This window comes from Mucilaginibacter sp. GW821-FHT07G05 (assembly GCF_059418565.1).
Map to the genome: position 1 here is coordinate 156110 of NZ_JBWKQC010000008.1, position 20596 is coordinate 176705.

Here is a 20596-nt window from a genome sequence, read left to right on the forward strand (position 1 = left end):
AGCGATTTCCCCGGCGTGCTGCTTGTCTTATTTTTTGAAGTGATCTTTATAAACAGCTTCATCAAAACCGAAGAACAGAAAATCGCCATCCTCAATTACGGGGCGTTTTATCATGCTGGTTTTTTGCTGCAATAATTGCAGGGCATCTTCTTTGGTTTTTATAGTTTCTTTAACCGCGGGGTCAAGCTGTTTCCAGGTGAGGCCCTGTTTGTTTAAAAACTTTTCGTAACCTGCTTTGGCATCCCATTTTTGCAGGGTATCGTTACTTACACCCAGTTTTTTAAAATCCTGAAAATCGTAAGCCACGTTGTTGGTTTTCAGCCAGTCGAGCGCTTTTTTAACTGTATTGCAGTTGGTTATTCCGTATACCTTCATGCCACAAAATTAACCATTTCCGCCACTTTTACTGGCACCGCCTTTGGTATCGTCATTATTTATACCGCGCTGGTTCTTTTTAATATCACTGCTCAGCTTCCCAAACTTGTAGTTAACCCTGATAGCGAAATGGCGGTAAGGCTGCACAAATGCCGATGACTGGTAAAAATCGGGCGTATTGGTTGATGAAGTACGCGTCCATCTATTACTGTAAGGGTTATTAGCCACTAATGATATAGATGCCTTTTTATCCATAAACTCCTTGGTAACCACGTACGAGTTAAATATGAAGTATTTTGATTTACCCTGTAAAGTTACGTTACCGCTAAAGTAACCCGCGTTTAAGCCTACACGGTAGCCGTTATCAAACTTGTAACCCAAGTTAGCGAAGGCGTTACCAATGTAACCATCGTTTTTGTAAGGTGTGCCCCTGTAGGTACCCTCAAGCCATACATGCGAAACTTGTCCGTTAAGGCTGATAGAGAATTTCTTGGTGATATCCAGGTTGGTATTAACACTAAAGCCGAGCGTTTTATTACTGCCTAAGTTTTGGTAAGTAGTAAAGGTAACCGTATCGGGCTGGCCATTAATGGTGGTTGGCACCAGGCTGGTTACATTTTGAATAGCGTTGTTTGAAAAGGCATAGCTTAAGCCCAAGTTGATAGAACCCTTAGAGAAATTACTATAAGTTAACTCGAACGAGTTGTTCAGCTCGGGTTTCAAATCCTGGTTACCGGTGCTGATGAACTTAGGGTTCGAGCGGTCAACAAAGGGGTTCAACTGGAAAATACCCGGACGCTGTATACGCTGGGTGTACCCCAGGTTAATACTGCTGCTTTTTAAGGTGCGCTGAATTGATACCGATGGGATCAAATTATCATACCCTGTATTTAAAGGCGTACCTGTAGATTCAAAGTTGGCATCAATTGTAGTATGCTCTAAACGCAAGCCTGCTTTGGCTGCCCACTTGTTCACCTTTAACTGGTACGAGTTGTAAACGCTGTATACGTTTTGCTGATAATCGAACACATTGGTTTGCGATTGATTACGATCATAAACACCGGCCGATACCAGGGTATCGGTAGAGAAATCACTAAAGTTGTTGCGCAGAATGGCCTTACCACCGGCTTCTACATTGATGGCTTTAAACGGATGCACATAATCTAACTGCACGGTATGCTCGCGGGTACCCTGCCTGTTGTTTTGCAGGTAATCGGGGTGACCAATTACGGGGTACTGTATCCTGTCGGAAAATATATTATCAGTAAACTGTGTACCCGGCGAATAGCTGTATTTATAAGATAGGGTAAGCAACTGATCTTTGCTGCGGGTAAAGCCCAGCTGGTAGTTGAGGGCAAGGTCCATACCTTTGTAATGGCTATCAGTACTGTTATTTAAGCGGTACTGCTCGGTAATATCGTTATTACTCAATAACTGTTGCGAAAGCTGGCTGCCCGATTCGTCGTTAGCTTCTTTGTACATTTCAATTGAACCGGTAAGCAGGTTCAGGGTATCTATCTCATAGCTTAGCTCACCATTTAAATAGTTGTAGTTACCGCCAAACGAGTTATCGCCCAATTGCTGCAACACCGAGTTATCAGATTTAAAGGTTTGAACGTTTTTTGAGGTATTGCTGTTACGGCGCTGCTTGCCAAAACCTGCATAACCCGAAAAACCAAACTTGCCCTGTTTAACGGTACCGTTAAAGTTCATACCCGAACCCCATACAGTGTTGTAACGGGCGTTGATACCTATGTTATAACCATTATCGGCATTTTTTGTAGTGATGATGTTGATAATACCGGCCAAACCTTCGGCATCGTATTTAGCTGGCGGGGTGGTAATTATTTCTATCTTTTGAATGTTGGTGGCCGGCATGGCTTTCAATACATCCGATGGGTTTTTGGCCATCAGTGCCGATTCTTTACCATTGATGAGGATCTTGTAACTGCCGCTGCCTTTCAGTTTGATGGCGTCTTCGGCATCAACACTAATTAAAGGCACTTTGCGCATCATATCCAGCGCGGTAACAGCTTTGCTTTCAGGGTCGGCCTGTACATCGTAGCTGATGCGGTCAACCTCTTGCCTCATTACCGGCTTTACAGCAGTGATAGATACCTCACCCAATTGTTTGGTAGCCGATGAAAACAGGATACGGCCCAGATCGATCGTTTTTTTGCTGCTATCCAGTTTGATCACCTTATTGGCATAACCTACATAAGCCAGTACTAATTGGTAAGCTTTACCGCCGGGGGCGCTCAGCGCAAAGCTGCCATCACCTTTGGACAGGTCGCTTTTTACAGACTGGCTGGTTTTAGCATCCTGCAAGGCTACGGTAACATAATCAAGCGCTTTGTTGCTTGCCGAATCAATAACGATACCTTTTACCGTTATATTTTGCGCCAAAAGTGACGACGCAAAAAGGCAGCATATTATTGTGAATAAGGATTTTCTCATAAAAAAAGTGGTAGAACTATTGCAAGTTAATTAGGGGATATTATCGGTATATTATATTTAACACAATTTAACTTACTGATGCTCTATTTGTTAAATCGGGTCATGGTTAGTTCGGTACCGGCTGTGGCAAAGCTCTTTATCATTTCAATCGAGCGATCTATCAGCGCGGGTAGTTCGGGTTGTTCGTCATCATCAAAGCCGCTCAATACATAATCAACCTGGCGGCCTTTAGGGTAGTTATCGCCAATGCCAAAACGCAGGCGGGCGTAATTGTTGTTACCCAGTGTAATTTCAATATGCTTTAAACCATTGTGGCCGGCCGCGCTGCCTTTAGGCTTAAGGCGCAGCGTACCCAGCGGTAAAGCAAGGTCATCAACCAGTACCAGTACATTTTCAACGGGTACTTTCAATTCGTTCATCCAATGGTTTAAGGCCTTTCCGCTCAGGTTCATGTAAGTGGTAGGCTTTATCAGGTGCAGTGCACGCCCTTTGTATGATACTTCGGTATAATAAGCGTGGCGCATGATATTAAATTTGGCACCTTCCTGCTTGGCCAGTTCATCCAGTATCATAAAACCAATGTTATGGCGCGTGTCGGCATATTCAGGGCCTATATTTCCTAAACCTACTATAAGATATTTCATACAGTTGTTGTGCTTGGCACTATCGGACAGTTATTAGTTAGCATAGTTAACAATACAAGAGACGGCTGAAAAAACATTATGTTACACTTTCGCGTACATTTTTATTGTTTTTTTTATCGTACTAAACATTACGGGCAAATGGTTTTATTGGGGTTTTGTGCCGCAAAAGTAGCTCTTTGTATATCGGGGAATGGTAAACGCCACGTAATATTATTGTAGCAATACATTAAAAAATCAGAGACAAAAAAACAGCGGCAGAAAAATTCTGCCGCTGTTAATCACATTAAAAAGGTGATAACACCTTAAAATATTATTTTTTACCTGCTGCTTCTTGTTCAGCCTGACGTAATGCACGTGAAGTAGTTACCGAAACGATAGTATCTTCTTTAGCATTAGTGATGTACAGGTTATCTAACTTAAGGTCAGATACACGTACTGATTTACCAACTTCTAAACCTTCGATGCTCACTTCGATAAAATCCAGGTGATCTTTAGGTAAAGCTTTGATACGCAGTTTACGTAATTTTTGAACTAATTTACCACCCATTTTAACACCCGGAGAAGTACCGGTTAATTGAACAGGGATTTCGATAGTTACCGGTTTATCCTGATCAAGCAATAAAAAGTCAACGTGTAAAAGTTGCTCAGTTAATGGATGAAACTGGATGTCTTTGATGATAGCTTGTGATTTAACACCGGCAATATCAAGATCGATGAAATGAACAACCGGGGTATAAACTACGGCTTTCAAATCAGCTGCGGATACTGAAAAGTGGCTTTGAGTTGCACCACCGTAAAGTACTGCCGGAATCTGGCTCAGATAACGCAGCTCTTTAGCATCTCTTTTCCCTACGTTCTCTCTCGGAGAACCGCTAATAGCAAATGATTTCATTTTTAATTATTTATTGTTATTTATTTAAAGCCTCACCCTACCCCCTCTCCGCCGGAGAGGGACTAAAAGCAAGATATTTTTAATCTTCTTTATAAGCCAAGGCCTATTGACCATCAGCTATTCATATTCACCACTGACTAATCAACATTAACCATTGACTACTCACCAATGACCGCTGACTATTCACTATTGACCATTGACTATTCACCAATGACCACTGACCAAATTAGTCCACCTTAAAAAGCTGGCTTATTGAGCCATGCTCGTTAACGTTCATTATCGCTTTCGCAAACAGATCGGCAGTTGATAATACCCTTATTTTATCGCTGTGGCGTTTCAAAGGGATAGTATCAGTAACGATCAGCTCTGTTAAAGCAGATGCTTCGATGGTTTCGTAAGCTTTGCCCGATAATACCGGGTGCGTACAAACCGCCCTTACACTGCGTGCGCCGCGCTCCATAATTAAACCGGCCGCTTTTGACAGGGTACCCGCGGTATCGCAAATATCATCTATCAATACAATGTCCTGGTCGGTAACATCACCAATAACGGTCATCGATTCAATTTCGTTGGCACGTTTACGGCGTTTATCGCAAATAACCACCTCGGCGTTAAAAAACTTAGCGAAGGTACGTGCGCGGTATGAGCCGCCCATGTCCGGCGAGGCAATAGTTAAATTGCCAAGGCCAAGGCTTTTAATATAAGGTACAAATATCACGGCGGCATCCAGATGATCAACCGGGATGTCAAAAAACCCCTGTATCTGCGCGGCGTGCAAATCCATCGTCATGATGCGGTTAATACCGGCTGCTACCAAAAGGTTTGCAACCAGTTTAGCGCCAATGGCCACACGTGGCTTATCTTTCCTGTCCTGCCTGGCCAAACCGAAGTAAGGGATAACCGCGGTAACGTAGTGAGCAGATGCACGGCGGGCCGCGTCAATCAGCATCAATAGTTCTATCAGGTTATCAGAAGGCTGGTTGGTTGACTGGATAAGAAATACATCGCTACCGCGAACCGATTCGTTAAAGTGTGGTTGAAACTCGCCATCGCTGAAACGTGAAAGAATTACTTCACCAAGATCACGCCCGTAACTGGCCGCTATTTCGGTAGCCAACTCTTTTGAACCTGAACCGGAAAATAATTTAACCGGATTAAATTGTAAAGGCATTTTATTTCGGATTTCGAGTTTTCATTTCCGGATATTTTTAATGCCCCCGAAACTGATGTGCTAAATTTACCAAACCTATAAAACACAATTCGGATTTCGTTTTTCTAAATCCGGCATCTAAACCGACGTTAAAAATCGAAATCCGAAGTTGAATTTTGTTGCCCGACCAGGATTCGAACCTAGACAAACGGTACCAAAAACCGTCGTACTACCATTATACTATCAGGCAATCTCCGCTCCGTATCATTGCTTCTGCGAAGGGAATGCAAATGTAAGACGTTTTTTTAATTCTCAAAAGTAATTTTTAAAAAAATATTCGCCCCTATGTTATGTGCTGAAAATGTGCGTTAAAAAATGTTAACGGAGTAGATTTTTTTAGTTCATACTAATAGTTTTGCTAATTTCGTCAGCTTATAAATATGTTTCGTATTTGTATTTGAACAGATGAATTACAACAAGCTCAACAACATTTTCGGCTGGGTAGCCTTCCTGATTGCCACCGTAACGTACATTTTAACACTTGAACCCTCTGCCAGCTTTTGGGATTGCGGCGAGTTCATAGCCTGTATTTACCGCCTGCAAGTGGCCCACCAACCCGGTGCGCCGTTATTTACCATGATAGGTAAAGTGGTATCACTCCTATCATTCGGTGATAATACCAAAGTGGCCTATTATACCAACATGGCATCGGCACTGGCCAGCAGCGCTACTATTTTGTTCCTGTTTTGGACCATTACCGCGCTTGCCAAAAAGCTGCTTGTAAAAAAACTAACCGACCTTACCAATACCAACCTTATATTAATAATAGGTTCGGGTTTGGTAGGCGCGCTGGCTTATACTTTTTCTGATACGTTCTGGTTTTCGGCTGTCGAGTCGGAAGTTTACGCGCAGTCGTCACTGTGTACTGCCGTAGTATTTTGGGCCATATTGAAATGGGATGCCCATGCCGATGAGCCTTATGCCAATAAATGGATCGTTTTTATAGCCTACATTATGGGCTTATCAATAGGTATCCACTTACTTAACTTACTGGTTATACCGGCCATAGCGTTGGTTATTTATTTCCGTAAGGCTAAGCAGGTTACTACTAAGGGTACCATTTACTGGTTCCTGGGCGGTATTGTTGCCGTAGCATTTGTACTGTGGGGTGTTATCCAGTTCACGGTTAAGGGTGCTGCCTTTTCCGATCTGTTATTTGTAAATACCCTTGGCCTGGGCTTCGGCACGGGTGCCATCGCTTTCTTTGTATTGCTGATCGTGTTGATCACCTCGGGTATATATTACACTATTAAACCTGTTAAAACCATCATATTGGTTACAGCGGCCAGCTTTGTATTGCTTGCAGGCATCAGCGGTGGTGTTATAGGTATTATAGTTGCAGCAGCTGTTGTAGCTTTATTAGAGTATGTGGTAAAAATTCGCGAAAAGCGTTTTGCCCTTAACAGCTTTTTAGTTTGTTTAGCCTTCATCCTGTTCGGTTACAGTTCGTTCGTGATGATCGTTATCCGTGCTAAAGCGGGTACTAACTTAAACAACAGCGATCCGCAGGATGCCTTCGCACTTAACGGCTACCTTAACCGTGATCAGTATGGCGATACTCCTTTATTATTCGGCCAATACTTCGATTCAAAACCGGTTGACCAAAAAGACGGTGCAAACATTTACCGTCGTGGTAAAGATAAATATGAAATTGCAGGCAAAAAGGTAGTTACCGTTTACGACAGGAACACCATTTTCCCGCGTATGTTCAGTGATAAACCGGGCCATGCGGCGTTCTACCGCGACTGGACCCATCTTGGCGAGGGCGAACAGCCATCGCTGGGTACCAACCTTAGTTTCTTTATGAGCTGGCAGGTAACGCAAATGTATACCCGCTACTTTTTATGGAACTTTGCCGGCCGCACCAACGAAATGGATGGCCAAACCAGTTCTACCGGTATTGACGGTAACTGGATAAGCGGCTGGAATTTCAGCAAACCGCTGCCATACTCCGTAACCGAAAGTAAAACATATAACCGTTTATTCTTCCTGCCTTTAATATTGGGCTTATTAGGAGCTGTGTACCATTTCCGCCGCAATCAAAAAGATGCCGGTATTGTGGGTGTGCTGTTCTTCTTTACAGGTTTGGCTATTGTGCTTTACCTTAACCAGGACCCTTTACAACCTCGTGAACGTGATTACGCTTACGCGGGGTCTTTCTATGCCTTTGCTATATGGATAGGCTTGGGAGTATTGTTCCTGGCCGATCTGCTAAGCAAAAAGCTGAATGCAAAAACAGGCGCTATTATAGCTACAGTGGTATCATTACTGGCCGCGCCGGTATTAATGGCTAACCAGGAGTGGGATGATCACAACCGTTCAACCAAGCTTACCCCGCACGATATGGCGTATAACTACCTTAACTCGTGCGCGCCTAACGCTATATTGTTCACCTACGGCGATAACGATACTTACCCGCTTTGGTATTTACAGGAGGTAGAAAATGTTCGTCCGGATGTGCGTATCGTGAATTTGAGCTTGCTGGGTACCGACTGGTATATCCGCCAGATGAAAGTGAAGATGAACGAATCAGAGCCGTTGCCTATCACTATGCCTAACGAGAAATTTGTGGCCGGTGTGCGCGATGTGATCTATTACAGCGATAACCAGGTGCAAGGCCCGGTTGAACTGAAAGAAGTATTTGATTTCATTACATCTGATGATGACCGCACCAAGGCAGAAACCAACAGCGGCGAAAAAATGAACTACTTGCCTACTAAGGATTTCAAAATTACAGTTAGCCCTGATGATGTAGTAAAATCAGGTACTGTACCTGCCGATAAAAAAGACCAGATATTACCTGCCTTAGAGTGGAAATACCCGGGCAACTACGTTACTAAAGATAACTTAGCCCTGCTGGATATTTTGGCGCATAACAACTGGAAACGCCCGATATATTTTTCGGTAACAGTAGGCAGCGATAACATGATAGGCCTCGACCGTTATTTATATAACGAAGGTTTTGCTTACCGCCTGATGCCATTAAAACCTGATACCAGCGCACAAGCTTTAGAGAGCACCAATACTTTAAAGATGTATGATAACATGGTGAACAAGTTTAAATACGGCAACCTGAAGAAAGCCAGCTATCTTGATCACGAGTCGTTAACGATGTTCTACCCGCTGATCAGCCGTTTGTTCCTTAATTTGGCTGATGACCTGGCTAAAGAAGGCCGCACTGATCTGGCTAAGAACGCTATCAAAAAATCGGAAGAAGTATTACCTACCACCATCCCGGTAACAGAGGTGGCTATCCGTAAATATTACATGATAGAGGTTGCTTACCGCACCGGCGATATTAAAACAGGTAACGCCCTTGCCGAGCAGATTGACAGGTATTTGGATAACTTGTTAACATACAACTACGCGCTGATACAAAAAGGCGAAACTGATACCAATAACCGCGATATACAATTATCAATGTCGTTATTGAACGGGTTGATCGGTTTAACGAAAGACTTTCACCAGGCCGCCCTTAACAAAAAGTATGGCGACCAGTACAAAGGTTACGAAGCTAAATTTGGCTTAACACAAAGGCCGCAGTAATTGCAGCCTTACATAATAAAAAAGAGCGATCCGGTTGGGTCGCTCTTTTTTTGTGCTTTAAGATTTTTAAAATAGGGTAATACCCGCGCTGAAGCCCAGCCAGCCTTTCAGGTTATTGTTAAACTTAACGGGCAATAGTTTATCGCGGGTGATCTGCGCCTGCTCGTTGGGCGCTTTGGTATCGCCCAGATCATGATAAAGGGTGAACGACGGCCCGGCGAAGAAACTCACCTTAGGCCCGGCCTTTATATTAAGCAAGGCGCTTACCCGGTTAAGCTGATGCTGGTTTTTCCAACTACCCGACCGCAGCGTTACTGATGAGGCTTCGGCAGATAATACCATGTTCTTATTCAAAATAAAATCGTGCCCTATAGCCAATCCGTAGCTGAAATACCGTACGCTATCGGTAAGGTTAGCGCCGCCTATGAGGCGGGTATATAGTTTTTTATTCCCGCTTTTGTAAGAGAGATTAGTGCTGAAGGTTTCGTCGGTATAAGCGGACAACTGGTGATACCCATTTTTTGAAAAACTGATCAAACCAATGGCGCAGCCATCCAGCGTATCGGCAATGTTCACTATACTAAAATGCACGCCCTTCATCGTCCGAGCCTTGTTAAACAGACCTGCCATTTGAAAGCCTTTGGCTTCGCCCCCGGTAATATTGCCAATACCCGCTATTTGAAAACCCTTGCTGTTTTGTTTGGTGTAGTTCAGTATACCGGCCATTTGCGCCCCTTTAATAGTTTTGGCTGTATTAAGCACACCAGCCACTTGCACACCGCTTACGCTATCCTTAACCCGGTTAAGTACGCCGCTCATTTGCACGCCTGATAGCTTCCCCCTCACTACATTGTACACACCCGCCGCCTGAAAGCCCTTTACCTCTTTATAAACATGGTTGCCCACACCAGCCAATTCAACACCGCGCACATCGCCTCCTACTAAATTAAGCACACCTGCCGCCTGCACCTGCTTTACGTCGCCCTTATCAATATTGAACACACCGGCCAGCTCAACACCGTTCACCCCGGCTGTGTAGCCGCCAATAATATTCAGTGATAAATGGTTAACCAGCTGCGAGCTCATCATTCCCTGCGAACTAAGACCGGGCGTAAGTGAGGTTTGCACCGGAACGCTGCTTACAAAGCCACCAAGGTTAATGCCCTGTATCTTTTGTTTTGATGAGATGAACAGTCGCCCGAACCAGCCGCGTTCCAGTTTATTGTAAGCAGTATCGGCACTGTAATAGTAATGACTGCGCGGCTTAGAGTATACTGCGATATCGCTCAACAGGTTTACGCTGGTATCGCGGTACATCTCTTTACTAACCGTGAGCGTTAATGCACCGGCATGTTTTATTTTCAGTTTGAAAAACCCGTTCTGATCGGTAAGGGTGGATATGAGCAGGCTTTTTTCGTACACGCTGGCGTTGGCCAGTTTCTTGCCCGTGTTATCATCAACCACATACCCGCTGATGATGTACAGGTTATCGGGAGTGCCCACGCTATCCGGGTATACCGAAAGACGATAAGGCGCAGGGCGCAATATGATGTAGCCCGGGGTTTCTTTATAATCAACCTTGCCGTTAAACAGGTCATCGAGCAGAGTCCTTACCGTTTTGTTACTTGCGGATACGGTCACCACGCTATCGGTAGCCACCAGGTTGTTACCATAGGCAAAGTAAAACCCGCCCTGCTCGCCTATAATAGTAAGCAGATCGGCAATTTTTTTGCCTTTTATATTCACCGTAATATTACGGCTGAGGTTATTTTGCGCCAGTACGCCGCATGTACAAAAAGTACATACGGCTATTAATGCCCGGCGAAACAGTTGTTTAAGTTTTAACATTAGCTGAGGCAAATGCCCTTTATCTTTTCTGAATAATTATTTTATCACCCTGTTTTACTGCTTTAGTAAGCAATGCATCGTTGATCACTTTTAACCCGCCCGCCAGCGAATCGTAACTTAAAGTGGCCGTAAACGGTTCTTTACCCAGGCGCTTATCGGGCACTACAATGTTTACATTATAGGCCTCGTTTAGCACTTGCGCCACTCGCCATAAAGGGGTGTTGTTAAAAATGAACTTGCGTGTGCGGTAGTAATTGTATAGTTCATCGGTACGCAATGCTTTATCATATTTAGCCGAACCGTTATTAATGGTTACGCTCTCTTTAGGCTTCAGCCTGATCACCAGTTTCTTTTTAATTACCTGTACAATACCTGTAGCTACAATTACCTCGGTTTTGTTGCCTGTGCCTTTAATGTTGAATGATGTACCTACCACCTGCACCAATACATCGTTCACCTTTATCATAAAAGGTTTGCTTTTATCATGCGCGATGTCAAAAAACGCTTCTCCCTTTTTTAGCCTTACCTCGCGGATATCGCCCGTAAACTTTTCGGGATAGCTCAATGCCGAATTTTTATTCAGCGTAATGATTGAGCCATCGGCAAGGGTATCGGTAATGGGTTTATCAATGGTTTGCAGGGTAAGCATCATTGGTTTGCCCGGCTTTAACAGGGTGTACAGTAAGGCGGCGGCACCCAGTATCACTATCCAGGCGGCGGCTATACGCATCCATCGGTTACGGTTGGCGTGCATCGGCTCCACTACGGCGGTTGCCATATCCTGCCTGGCAGCCAACTGCCTGAACGCAGTCCACGATTGATCGGCATCCAGCTTACTTTCTGTTTTAAGGGATTTGCTGGTATCCCATATCAGCTTAAAATGATCGAAACGTTTGCGGTTCTCTTCACTTTCGGCAATCCACGCGGCAATGGCTTCACCCTCTGCCGCGGTGGTTTCGCCTAACATATATTTTGCCAATAACTCGTCCATCATATTCAATGTTTTTATATACTTCTACTGATCAACCAAATAATTACCGGCAGATAATCAACCAGTTTTAAGCGCAACGTTTTGAGCGCCTTGCCCATCTGGGTTTCTACCGTTTTTATAGAAATGCCCAACTGATCGGCAATTTCCTTGTACTTCAAATCCTCAAACCTGCTTAGCTGAAAAATGGTACGGCATCTTTCGGGCAGTTCGTTCAAGGCCTGCTGCAATCTTTCTTTCAGGTCAAGCAGTTCCATACCTGCATCTGTTTCACTATCCTGTTTCATGGTATAGGCTACGTGGCTTTGGTGATTGATCTTTACTTTTTGGTGGCGCAGGTGGTTTAAGCACTCGTTGTACACCGCACCGTACAGGTAAGCCTGTATAGAGCCGCTGAGGCTGAACCGTTCGCGGCGTTCCCATAGTTTCAAAAAAACATTCTGCACCATTTCGGCGGCGGTATCTTCATCCTTCAGCATATTGATGGCGTACACATGCAGCGGCTTTAAAAAGTATTTGTATACTCGCTCAAAGGCCGGTTCGTCGCCCTGCAACAGCAAAGGGATCAATTGTTCGTTATCCGGGTTCAATGTGTTAATTGTTTGAGGTTAGCACGTGTATTATATCTCTATACGGTAATTGATGGTAGGCACCATACCTATCCATTTGTTTTTTTCGATGATGCGTTTGCTTTGGTTATACCATAAGCCGGTATTATTGCGCCTGTTAAGCACGTTCTGGATATCCAGCAAAATAAAATGCGTTACCCTTTTACCGTTGATGCGATAGCTTGCCGAAAAATCCATACGAATATAAGGATCGGCAGATAATGTGTTGATGCGTGCCTGGTTAATGAGCTGTTCATCTTTTTCAAATGATTCGGCAACCAGTATAGGCGAATACTTTCTGCCGCCCGCGTAAATGAATTTAGCATTCAGCCCGAACATATTTTTGTCGCTTTTACCCACAGCCCACTCTTTACCGGCCAGCAGGTTGCCTACATAACGGGTATTGTAAGTGGTGTTAAATTCCTGACCGCTTAAGGCTTTAAACTTTGAATCGAACAGTGAGGAAGTGATGATGAAATAATAACCCTTACTTAACGATTTTTCGAGCGATAACTCCAGTCCATAGTTCTTACCGGTGCCTTTGTTTACCAGTGAACGGTAGTCTGACGAGGCTATGCCGATATTATCCGACTCGTTCAGCAGCGAATAATTGATAGTTGGATCGCTGGAAACGGGCACATCATACAGGTGCTGATAGTAAACCTCGCTTTTGAATTTCAGGTTGCCGCTAAATAGCTTCTCATAACCCAAAACCGCCTGTGCCGATTTGGTGGGCGTAAGTTTGCCATTAGCCTGTTGCTGTGCCGGTGTGGCCGATTCATCCTTAGCGAAATAGAACGACAGGGGCTCCAGTCTGCTATACAAACCCGCGCCTACCGAAATTTGCTGATCGGGAGTTACCTGCCAGTTTAAGCCCACGCGCGGTTCAATGCTCCAGGTTTTGCTAAGGGTAAAGTAGTTGGCGTGCACACCCGTGTTTACGGTAACGTTACCGCCAAACTCGTGCTTGTTTTGTATGTAGCCATCAAAGGTGCTGGTGTTGCCTTTCTGGTCTATCAGTTCTTTCAGTCCGTTTTGCTCCTTTTTATATTCGAGCGCGTAAAAGTTGTAGCGTAAAAAGCCCGCGTTTACCCCGGTGCGGATGGTGTTGTTGCTGCTCACCCTGTAGTTAACCGTACCGGCATAGCGCACTGCCGAATTTTCGAACCGGTTGGTACGGTACAAACTTGACTGAAAGGTATTGGTTAGCGTATCCGTTTTGTAAGCGCTCCGGCTGTTGGAGTACGATATGATATTGTTGATATACAACTTGCTGTTGGCAATAAACAAATGCTTTAAGCCCGCGCTGCCTGCACGGTAACTATAGCGGTTATCGTACGCGTCAGAGCGTTCTTCCCATTTGCTTACATCGCGTTCGGCATCATTGTTAAGTGCGCCTAAACCGCCCACACCGAAAAACGAGAAGGTACCCGCTTTTTTTGTAGGCACCACAAAGTTGAAGGAAAGATCCTGGTACTCGGGCACACCGGCATCTGATATTTCAACCCCGGCCTTTTTAAGTAAACCTAATGATGAGTAACGGTAGCTGACCAAATATGAAGCATTGCCGCCCTTTTTAAACGGACCTTCTAATGTTAAGCCTGCACCCAAGGCACCTACGTTTAAGGCATATTCGCGTTTATCGGTATTACCTTTACGAAACTTAAGATCGAACACGCCCGAATTGGCATTGTTATACTCGGCAGCCAGGGCGCCTGTATAAAAATCGGATGTGCCCAGTACGGTAGTGTTCAGCATGCTCACGCTGCCGCCCGCCGCGCCTTCGTTGGCAAAATGGTTGGGGTTGATGATCTCGATACCCTCCAAACGCCATTGCAGGCTCTTGGGCGAATTACCGCGTACAATGATCTCGTTATTATCGCCCCCGGCAACCACGCCTGCGAAGCTTTGCGCCATACGTGCCGGATCAAAAAATGCCCCGGCATAACGATTAGTTTCCTCCGGCGAGAACGATCTGCCACTGGCCATTGCCATTTCATTGAGCGGCCGCTTGCCCGATGTGCCGTTCACCCGCACCTCATTAAGCTGGGTGCTTAATGGTTCGAGTTCTATGTTGAGTACCGATTCTTTCCCGGTGGTTACCAGTATTTCGGCAATAATGGCGGTTTGGTAGCCCATGTAGCTTACCTCTACCACGTGCCTGCCAACCGGCACACCTGTTATGCGAAACACGCCATCAATATTGGTGCTTGTAGATTTTAACGGTTGTACGGTGTTTAACTTTATGGTAACTCCGGGTAATGTAAGTTTCGAATCTTTATCGGTTACGATACCTTTAATGGTTTGGGTAAATTTGGTTTGTGTTGAGTCGGTTACCTGCGCTTTTACCTGCGTGACAAGCACCAGTAAAAACAGCATTATCAATTGAACGATCTTTTTCATTGTGATTAATTTCCCCTAAAACACGCTTGCAAAGGTTTACCCTTACGCGGATTGTAAATTTTTTTTGAGGGGGATCAACTCACCCGGTCTACGCTTCGCTGGACCGCCCTCTCTGCGCAAGCGCAAAGAGGGCTAAAAAAAAACAAACCCTTCTTTCCGCTTGCGGAGAGAAGGGTGACGAGCGAAGCGATGTCGGGATGAGTTAATATACCTATGATATTTACTATTCAGGTGAAACCTTTCACCCCAAATGTTAACGTTTGTTAAACAATTATTTACCGGCCGGTAAAGCCTTTATATTTAGGCTGCTTTAGCAAAATACCTTAACCCGAATAATTAACTGCCGCATGCGTTTACTGTGTACACTTTTGCTGTTACTGCTTTCTGCCCGGCTTTTTGCACAGCGTGTAACCGGCTTGGTGATTGATAGGGTTACAAAGCAGCCATTAACCTACGCCAAAATAAGTTCGCCCAAGTTGTTGGGGTATACCAATTACGCGGGCTGTTTCAGCATTAAGCCCAAACCCGGCGATACCGCTTTAATTACCCTGCCCGGTTACAAGCCCTACCATTTAATTATCGGTTATAAAAAACAGGATACTATTAAGATCTATATGGAGCAGATCTCCATTATGCTGAAGGGCACCACCATCAGCAAACGGCGCGATTTTACGGCCGATTCGATGCAGAACCGCAAAGACTTCGCGGCGGTTTTCGCGCATAAAGAAATGGGGATAAAAGATGCCTTTATCGCCCATCATTATAACCCGTATTTGCCTTACGATCAAATTTCATCGCCCAATACGGCTACCTCAATTGTAAGTGTGAATGTGCTGTCGGTAATAGGTTTGTTCAATAAGAACAAGCTACCGGTAACCAAGCTACAGAAAATACTGCTCAGCGAGGAGGAAAGCACCTTTGTTGACCACCGCTTTACCAGGCAACGTGTAAGCAATATCACCTCGCTCAAAGGCGACTCGTTAAGGGTGTTTATGGACCGCTACCGCCCGGCTATCGATTCGGTAAAAGAGATGACCGATTACGAACTGCTGCTCTACATTAAAAAATGCTACGCCAGCTACCGTACATCAACCGAAAAAGCTACCTCACCACTATTTAAAGAATAACATGTTCAGAAACTACATCAAAACAGCTTTCCGAAGCCTGCGTAAAAACAAAGGGTTCACCTTTATCAACATTATGGGTTTAACCCTGGGGATAGCCAGCTGCCTGCTTATTATATTTTACGTGGTAGATGAGTTAAGTTACGATAAGTACAATACCCATGCCGATCGCATTTACCGTGTTAATGCCGATATTAAATTCGGCGGCAGCGCATCGTCAAATGCTATAACCCCGCCGCCGCTTTCGGCCGCTTTGATGAGCAATTTTCCGGAGGTTGAAAAGGCTGTGAGGATGTACCATGATGTAGGTGTACGTGTAAAAAAATCGGGCGAGAGCATTCAGGAAGATAAGGTTGTGTATAGCGATGCCGGTTTGTTTGATGTATTTACGTTGCCCTTTATCGAAGGTAATCCTAACACCGCGCTTGCCGAACCGCATACCGTGGTAATTACCGAAGCTACCGCCAAAAAGTACTTTAATGATACACATGTCATCGGCCAAACGCTAACGGTAAATGATTCCGCTGTGTATAAGATAACCGGCGTTATGCAGGACATCCCCGCACAATCGCACTTTAATTTCGATTTCTTTTTTTCGATGGCTTCTCGCCCCGAATATAGGAGTACCGACTGGTTTACTTACAGCTGCGGCACTTACATATTGCTAAAGAACGGCGCCGATGCGGCTAAATTGCAAGCCAAGTTCCCGGCATTGATCAGGAAAGCGACCGAGAACCAATCGGCAGAAATGGATATGACGGCTTTTGAAAAAATGGGTAACTACTTCCGGCTTAACCTTACGCCGCTTACCGAGATCCACCTGCAATCAAACCGAATGTATGAGCTTGGTGTGAACGGCAATATGCAGTACATCTACATATTTTCGGCCATCGCGCTGTTTATATTGCTGATAGCCTCCGTAAACTTCATGAACCTTTCCACCGCACGCTCAGCCAACCGGGCCCGCGAGGTGGGGGTACGTAAAGTGCTGGGGTCATCGCGCAAGTATTTGGTGGCGCAGTTCCTGTCCGAATCACTTATCGTAACTCTTTTCGCTACGCTGATAGCCATTTTGGCAGCGTGGGTATTGCTGCCATATTTTAATGATATATCGGGCAAAACGCTCTCCATTAATGCGCATACATTAGCATGGCTGATACCCTCTGCCTTTGTGGGTGTACTTGTTATCGGGATATTGGCCGGGGCGTATCCGGCGTTCTTCCTGTCGGGTTTTCAGCCTATCAATGTATTAAAGGGAAAGCTTTCGGCCGGGTTTAAGGGAGGCGGCTTGCGCAGCTTTTTGGTGGTGTTCCAGTTTTCGATCTCTATCTTCCTGATCATCGGCACGCTCATCATTTACAATCAATTGCAATACATCCAAAACAAAAACCTTGGGTTTAACCGCAACCAGGTGCTTACCATAAAAAATACGCATGTGCTGGGCAGCCAGGCTAAAATATTGAAGCAGGAAATTAAACAGCTGCCGGGGATATTGAATGCTACACTAAGCGGTTACTCACCTACCAACGGCGCCCGCAACCCCGATGGCGTTTTCAGTCAACCCGACCCTGCACCTAAAAATGCCTTGTTTACCGAAATTTGGCCTGTTGATGAAGATTACATGCCAACTATGGGCATGAGCATGGCCAGCGGTCGCAATTTTTCAAAAGATCTGGCCAGCGATTCGGCCGGGATTATTATTAACGAGGCCGCGGCGAAAATGCTGGGTTATTTGAATGATCCGCTTAATAAAAAATTGTACCGCCCCATTAACGAACATATAAAGGAGTACCATGTAATAGGTGTGGTTAAAGATTTCAACTTCGCATCCTTACGAAACAATGTGAGCCCCGTAGTGATGGTACTTACCGAAGATAACGGCGCGCTCAGCATCCGTGCCAACGCGGCAAATATTACCGCACTACTAAGTACCCTCCAGGCAAAATGGAAAACCCTCTCACCCGATCAGCATTTTGATTATTCGTTTATGGATGAAGATTTTGATGCCCTTTACCGTTCCGAGCAACGCATGGGTAAGCTGTTCATCGTGTTTACTTCACTGGCGGTTATTATTGCCTGTTTAGGCCTGTTCGGTCTGGCTGCTTATGCTGCCGAGCAGCGCAACAAAGAGATCAGCATTCGTAAAGTTTTGGGTGCAAGCATGGGCGGCATTGTGGCCATGCTGTCAAAAGATTTTATTAAGCTGGTGCTCATTGCCCTTGTAATTGCCGCTCCTTTGGCCTGGTTGTGTATGCAGCAATGGCTACAGGGTTTTGCCTACCGCACCAATATACAATGGTGGGTATTCGCGCTGTCGGGCACGGGAGCTATCGCGATAGCATTTATTACCATCAGTTCGCAATCATTAAAAGCGGCGTTGGTGAACCCGATAAAAGGTCTGCGGAGCGAATAGCCTTAGCCGGCATGGCTTCGGGTTTAGTATAATTTATGTTAAGCTAACAATTATTTAACCGCGAAGCCATACATTTGCGGGCTATGAACATCCGCCCCCTATTTATAGCACTAATTTCCAGTTTTTTAGGCACCGCAGCAGCAGCGCAGTCACTCACCGCCAACCGAGGCCACAGCCATAACGATTACCGTCAGAACATCCCTTTTTTGCAGGCTTATTTTGCCGGAGCGGGTTCTATTGAGGCCGACGTATTTTTTATGGACGGCCAGCTGTTTGTAGCGCACGAAAAAAACGAGATAGCCCCCGGCCGTACGCTTACCGAATTATATTTGAAGCCGCTCGCGGCCATGTTCAGCAAAAACGGCAACAGGCCGTATGCCGATTCTACCCGGTCGTTACAGCTGGTAATTGACATTAAGGAAGATCGCGCGCATGTGATACCCGCGTTAATTAACGCGCTGAAACCATACAAACAAGTATTTAACAACCCGGCCAATAAGCACGCCGTAAAAATAGTTTTGAGCGGCGATATGCCCGAACCTGCCGATTTTAAACAATACCCGGATTATATCAGTTTCGACGGTCGCCCGTACATTACCTACACTGCCGACCAGCTAAAGCGTGTAGCCATGATAAGCGACGACCTTGGCGAATACACCAAATGGAACGGCAAAGGCACACCAACCGCGCCGGATTCGGCCAAATTGCAGGGCCTTATCAATGCCGCGCACAGCAAAGGCAAACCCTTCCGCTTTTGGGCTACACAGGACAGCCCCAATACGTGGATAAACCTGGAGAAAATGGGTGCCGACTGGATCAATACCGACCATCCGCAGCAACTGCACGATTTTTTGGTGAACCGCGCCAAACTCGAATATATTAATCCCGGTCCGGCATACCCTGTTTACCGGCCTACTTACAAAACCGATGGTGCCAATAAAAAGATCAAAAATGTAATATTATTAATTGGCGATGGCATGGGGCTGGCGCAAATACAAGCTGCCTTAACCGCCAACCACGGTCAGCTGAACATGCTGCAATGCCGTAACATAGGCCTTTCACAAACAAAGGCTGCCAATAGCGACAATACCGATTCGGCGGCCGGGGCCACGGCAATGGCCAGCGGACAAAAAACCAACAACCGCTATTTAGGTATGGATAGCCATGGCAAACCGCTTACCCGCCTGCCCGATACACTGGCGCATTATGGTATAAAAACAAGCATTATCAGCTGTGCCGATATTACCGATGCCACCCCCGCGGCATTTTACTCGCATGTGCAAGACCGCGAGCAATCGCTTAACATAGCCGCCAACTTTTTGGATAGCCATGTGGATATCCTGATAGGATCGAACCAAAAAAGCTTTTTTGAGAATACCGATAAGGCATTGGTAGATAAGATCACCAAAAAAGGCTATCATGTAGCCAAAACCATGGACGAATTGAAAGCATCTAACAGCGATAAACAGGTTATCCTGCTGAATGATGCCGAAACACGCCCGGTTAAAAATGGCCGTGGCGATATGCTTAAGCAATCGGTATTGCAAAGTATCCGTTTACTGGCAGGCAACAAGAACGGCTTTTTTATGATGGCCGAAGGCGCGCAGATTGACTACGGCGGCCATGCTAATGACCTACCTTATGTAATTACCGAACTGCACGACTTTGACCAAACCGTTGGCGAGGCCCTCAAATTTGCTGACGAGAATGGCGAAACCCTGGTGATCATCACTGCCGACCACGAAACCGGCGGACTTACCCTGCTGGATGCCTCAACCGCCCAAGGCATGGTGCTCGGCAATTTTAGCACTAACGACCATACCAGCATCAGCGTACCCGTATTTGCCTACGGCCCGCATTCGGCAGAGTTTAACGGCACTTATCAAAACACCGAGATCTATCATAAGATATTGAAATTGATAACTGCGGGGAGATAAACTACTCCTGTTTTATTTTTATATTGGGTGAAATTAGTGTAAGATGAATATCTCCGCCAATTCACTGACGCACGCGTGCCGCGTGTGACACTTTAGGCCTTGAAATTGTTAAGGCGAGATGCTGCTACCATTTTAAGCATTATATTAGATG

The 20596-nt window shown here is 45.3% G+C and carries 13 protein-coding genes and 1 tRNA gene; 4 read left to right on the forward strand and 10 right to left on the reverse strand.

The window, feature by feature from the left end:
• Positions 1 to 27 precede the first annotated feature (27 nt).
• From AC07NA_RS19655 to AC07NA_RS19680, 6 genes are all read right to left on the reverse strand, one after another.
• A complete protein-coding gene (locus AC07NA_RS19655; RefSeq protein WP_494899217.1) occupies positions 28 to 375 on the reverse strand; it encodes a Spx/MgsR family RNA polymerase-binding regulatory protein in 348 nt (115 codons plus the stop codon).
• 9 nt (positions 376 to 384) lie between these two features.
• A complete protein-coding gene (locus AC07NA_RS19660) occupies positions 385 to 2832 on the reverse strand; it encodes a TonB-dependent receptor (protein WP_494899218.1) in 2448 nt (815 codons plus the stop codon).
• An 83-nt stretch (positions 2833 to 2915) separates the two neighbouring features.
• Positions 2916 to 3476 carry an aminoacyl-tRNA hydrolase gene (gene pth, locus AC07NA_RS19665; protein WP_345212776.1) on the reverse strand — a complete coding sequence of 187 codons (561 nt, stop codon included), beginning with the start codon at positions 3474 to 3476 and terminating at the stop codon, positions 2916 to 2918.
• A gap of 310 nt (positions 3477 to 3786) precedes the next feature.
• Complete coding sequence (locus AC07NA_RS19670; RefSeq protein WP_494899219.1) at positions 3787 to 4368, reverse strand: 50S ribosomal protein L25/general stress protein Ctc; 582 nt, start codon at positions 4366 to 4368, stop codon at positions 3787 to 3789.
• A gap of 226 nt (positions 4369 to 4594) precedes the next feature.
• Complete coding sequence (locus tag AC07NA_RS19675) at positions 4595 to 5539, reverse strand: ribose-phosphate pyrophosphokinase (protein ID WP_345212778.1); 945 nt, start codon at positions 5537 to 5539, stop codon at positions 4595 to 4597.
• Between the two features lie 158 nt (positions 5540 to 5697).
• Positions 5698 to 5768, reverse strand: a tRNA-Gln gene (locus tag AC07NA_RS19680).
• A gap of 215 nt (positions 5769 to 5983) precedes the next feature.
• Between AC07NA_RS19680 and AC07NA_RS19685 the strand changes: the two genes are divergently transcribed.
• The gene (locus tag AC07NA_RS19685) at positions 5984 to 9124 is read left to right on the forward strand and encodes a glycosyltransferase family 117 protein (protein WP_494899220.1); all 3141 of its coding nucleotides are present in this window, start codon (positions 5984 to 5986) and stop codon (positions 9122 to 9124) included.
• A gap of 66 nt (positions 9125 to 9190) precedes the next feature.
• Here AC07NA_RS19685 and AC07NA_RS19690 read toward each other — a convergent pair whose 3' ends face one another.
• Genes AC07NA_RS19690 through AC07NA_RS19705 form a run of 4 tightly spaced genes read right to left on the reverse strand, consistent with a single transcriptional unit; the run spans position 9191 to position 14971 of the window.
• Positions 9191 to 10972 (reverse strand): carboxypeptidase-like regulatory domain-containing protein, encoded by a 1782-nt coding sequence (locus tag AC07NA_RS19690; RefSeq protein WP_494899221.1) that lies wholly within the window; start codon positions 10970 to 10972, stop codon positions 9191 to 9193.
• A gap of 19 nt (positions 10973 to 10991) precedes the next feature.
• Entirely contained in the window at positions 10992 to 11966 is a 975-nt protein-coding gene (locus AC07NA_RS19695) for a FecR family protein (RefSeq protein WP_494899222.1), read from the reverse strand.
• Positions 11967 to 11977: 11 nt separating this feature from the next.
• Positions 11978 to 12550 carry an RNA polymerase sigma-70 factor gene (locus AC07NA_RS19700; RefSeq protein ID WP_494899223.1) on the reverse strand — a complete coding sequence of 191 codons (573 nt, stop codon included), beginning with the start codon at positions 12548 to 12550 and terminating at the stop codon, positions 11978 to 11980.
• Between the two features lie 30 nt (positions 12551 to 12580).
• A complete protein-coding gene (locus tag AC07NA_RS19705; protein WP_494899224.1) occupies positions 12581 to 14971 on the reverse strand; it encodes a TonB-dependent receptor domain-containing protein in 2391 nt (796 codons plus the stop codon).
• Positions 14972 to 15318: 347 nt separating this feature from the next.
• Between AC07NA_RS19705 and AC07NA_RS19710 the strand changes: the two genes are divergently transcribed.
• From AC07NA_RS19710 to AC07NA_RS19720, 3 genes are all read left to right on the forward strand, one after another.
• Entirely contained in the window at positions 15319 to 16098 is a 780-nt protein-coding gene (locus tag AC07NA_RS19710) for a peptidase associated/transthyretin-like domain-containing protein (protein WP_494899225.1), read from the forward strand.
• 1 nt (position 16099) lies between these two features.
• Positions 16100 to 18508, forward strand: a complete 2409-nt coding sequence (locus AC07NA_RS19715) for an ABC transporter permease (protein ID WP_494899226.1) — start codon at positions 16100 to 16102, stop codon at positions 18506 to 18508.
• Between the two features lie 83 nt (positions 18509 to 18591).
• Positions 18592 to 20445 carry an alkaline phosphatase gene (locus tag AC07NA_RS19720; protein ID WP_494899227.1) on the forward strand — a complete coding sequence of 618 codons (1854 nt, stop codon included), beginning with the start codon at positions 18592 to 18594 and terminating at the stop codon, positions 20443 to 20445.
• The last annotated feature ends 151 nt before the right edge of the window (positions 20446 to 20596 follow it).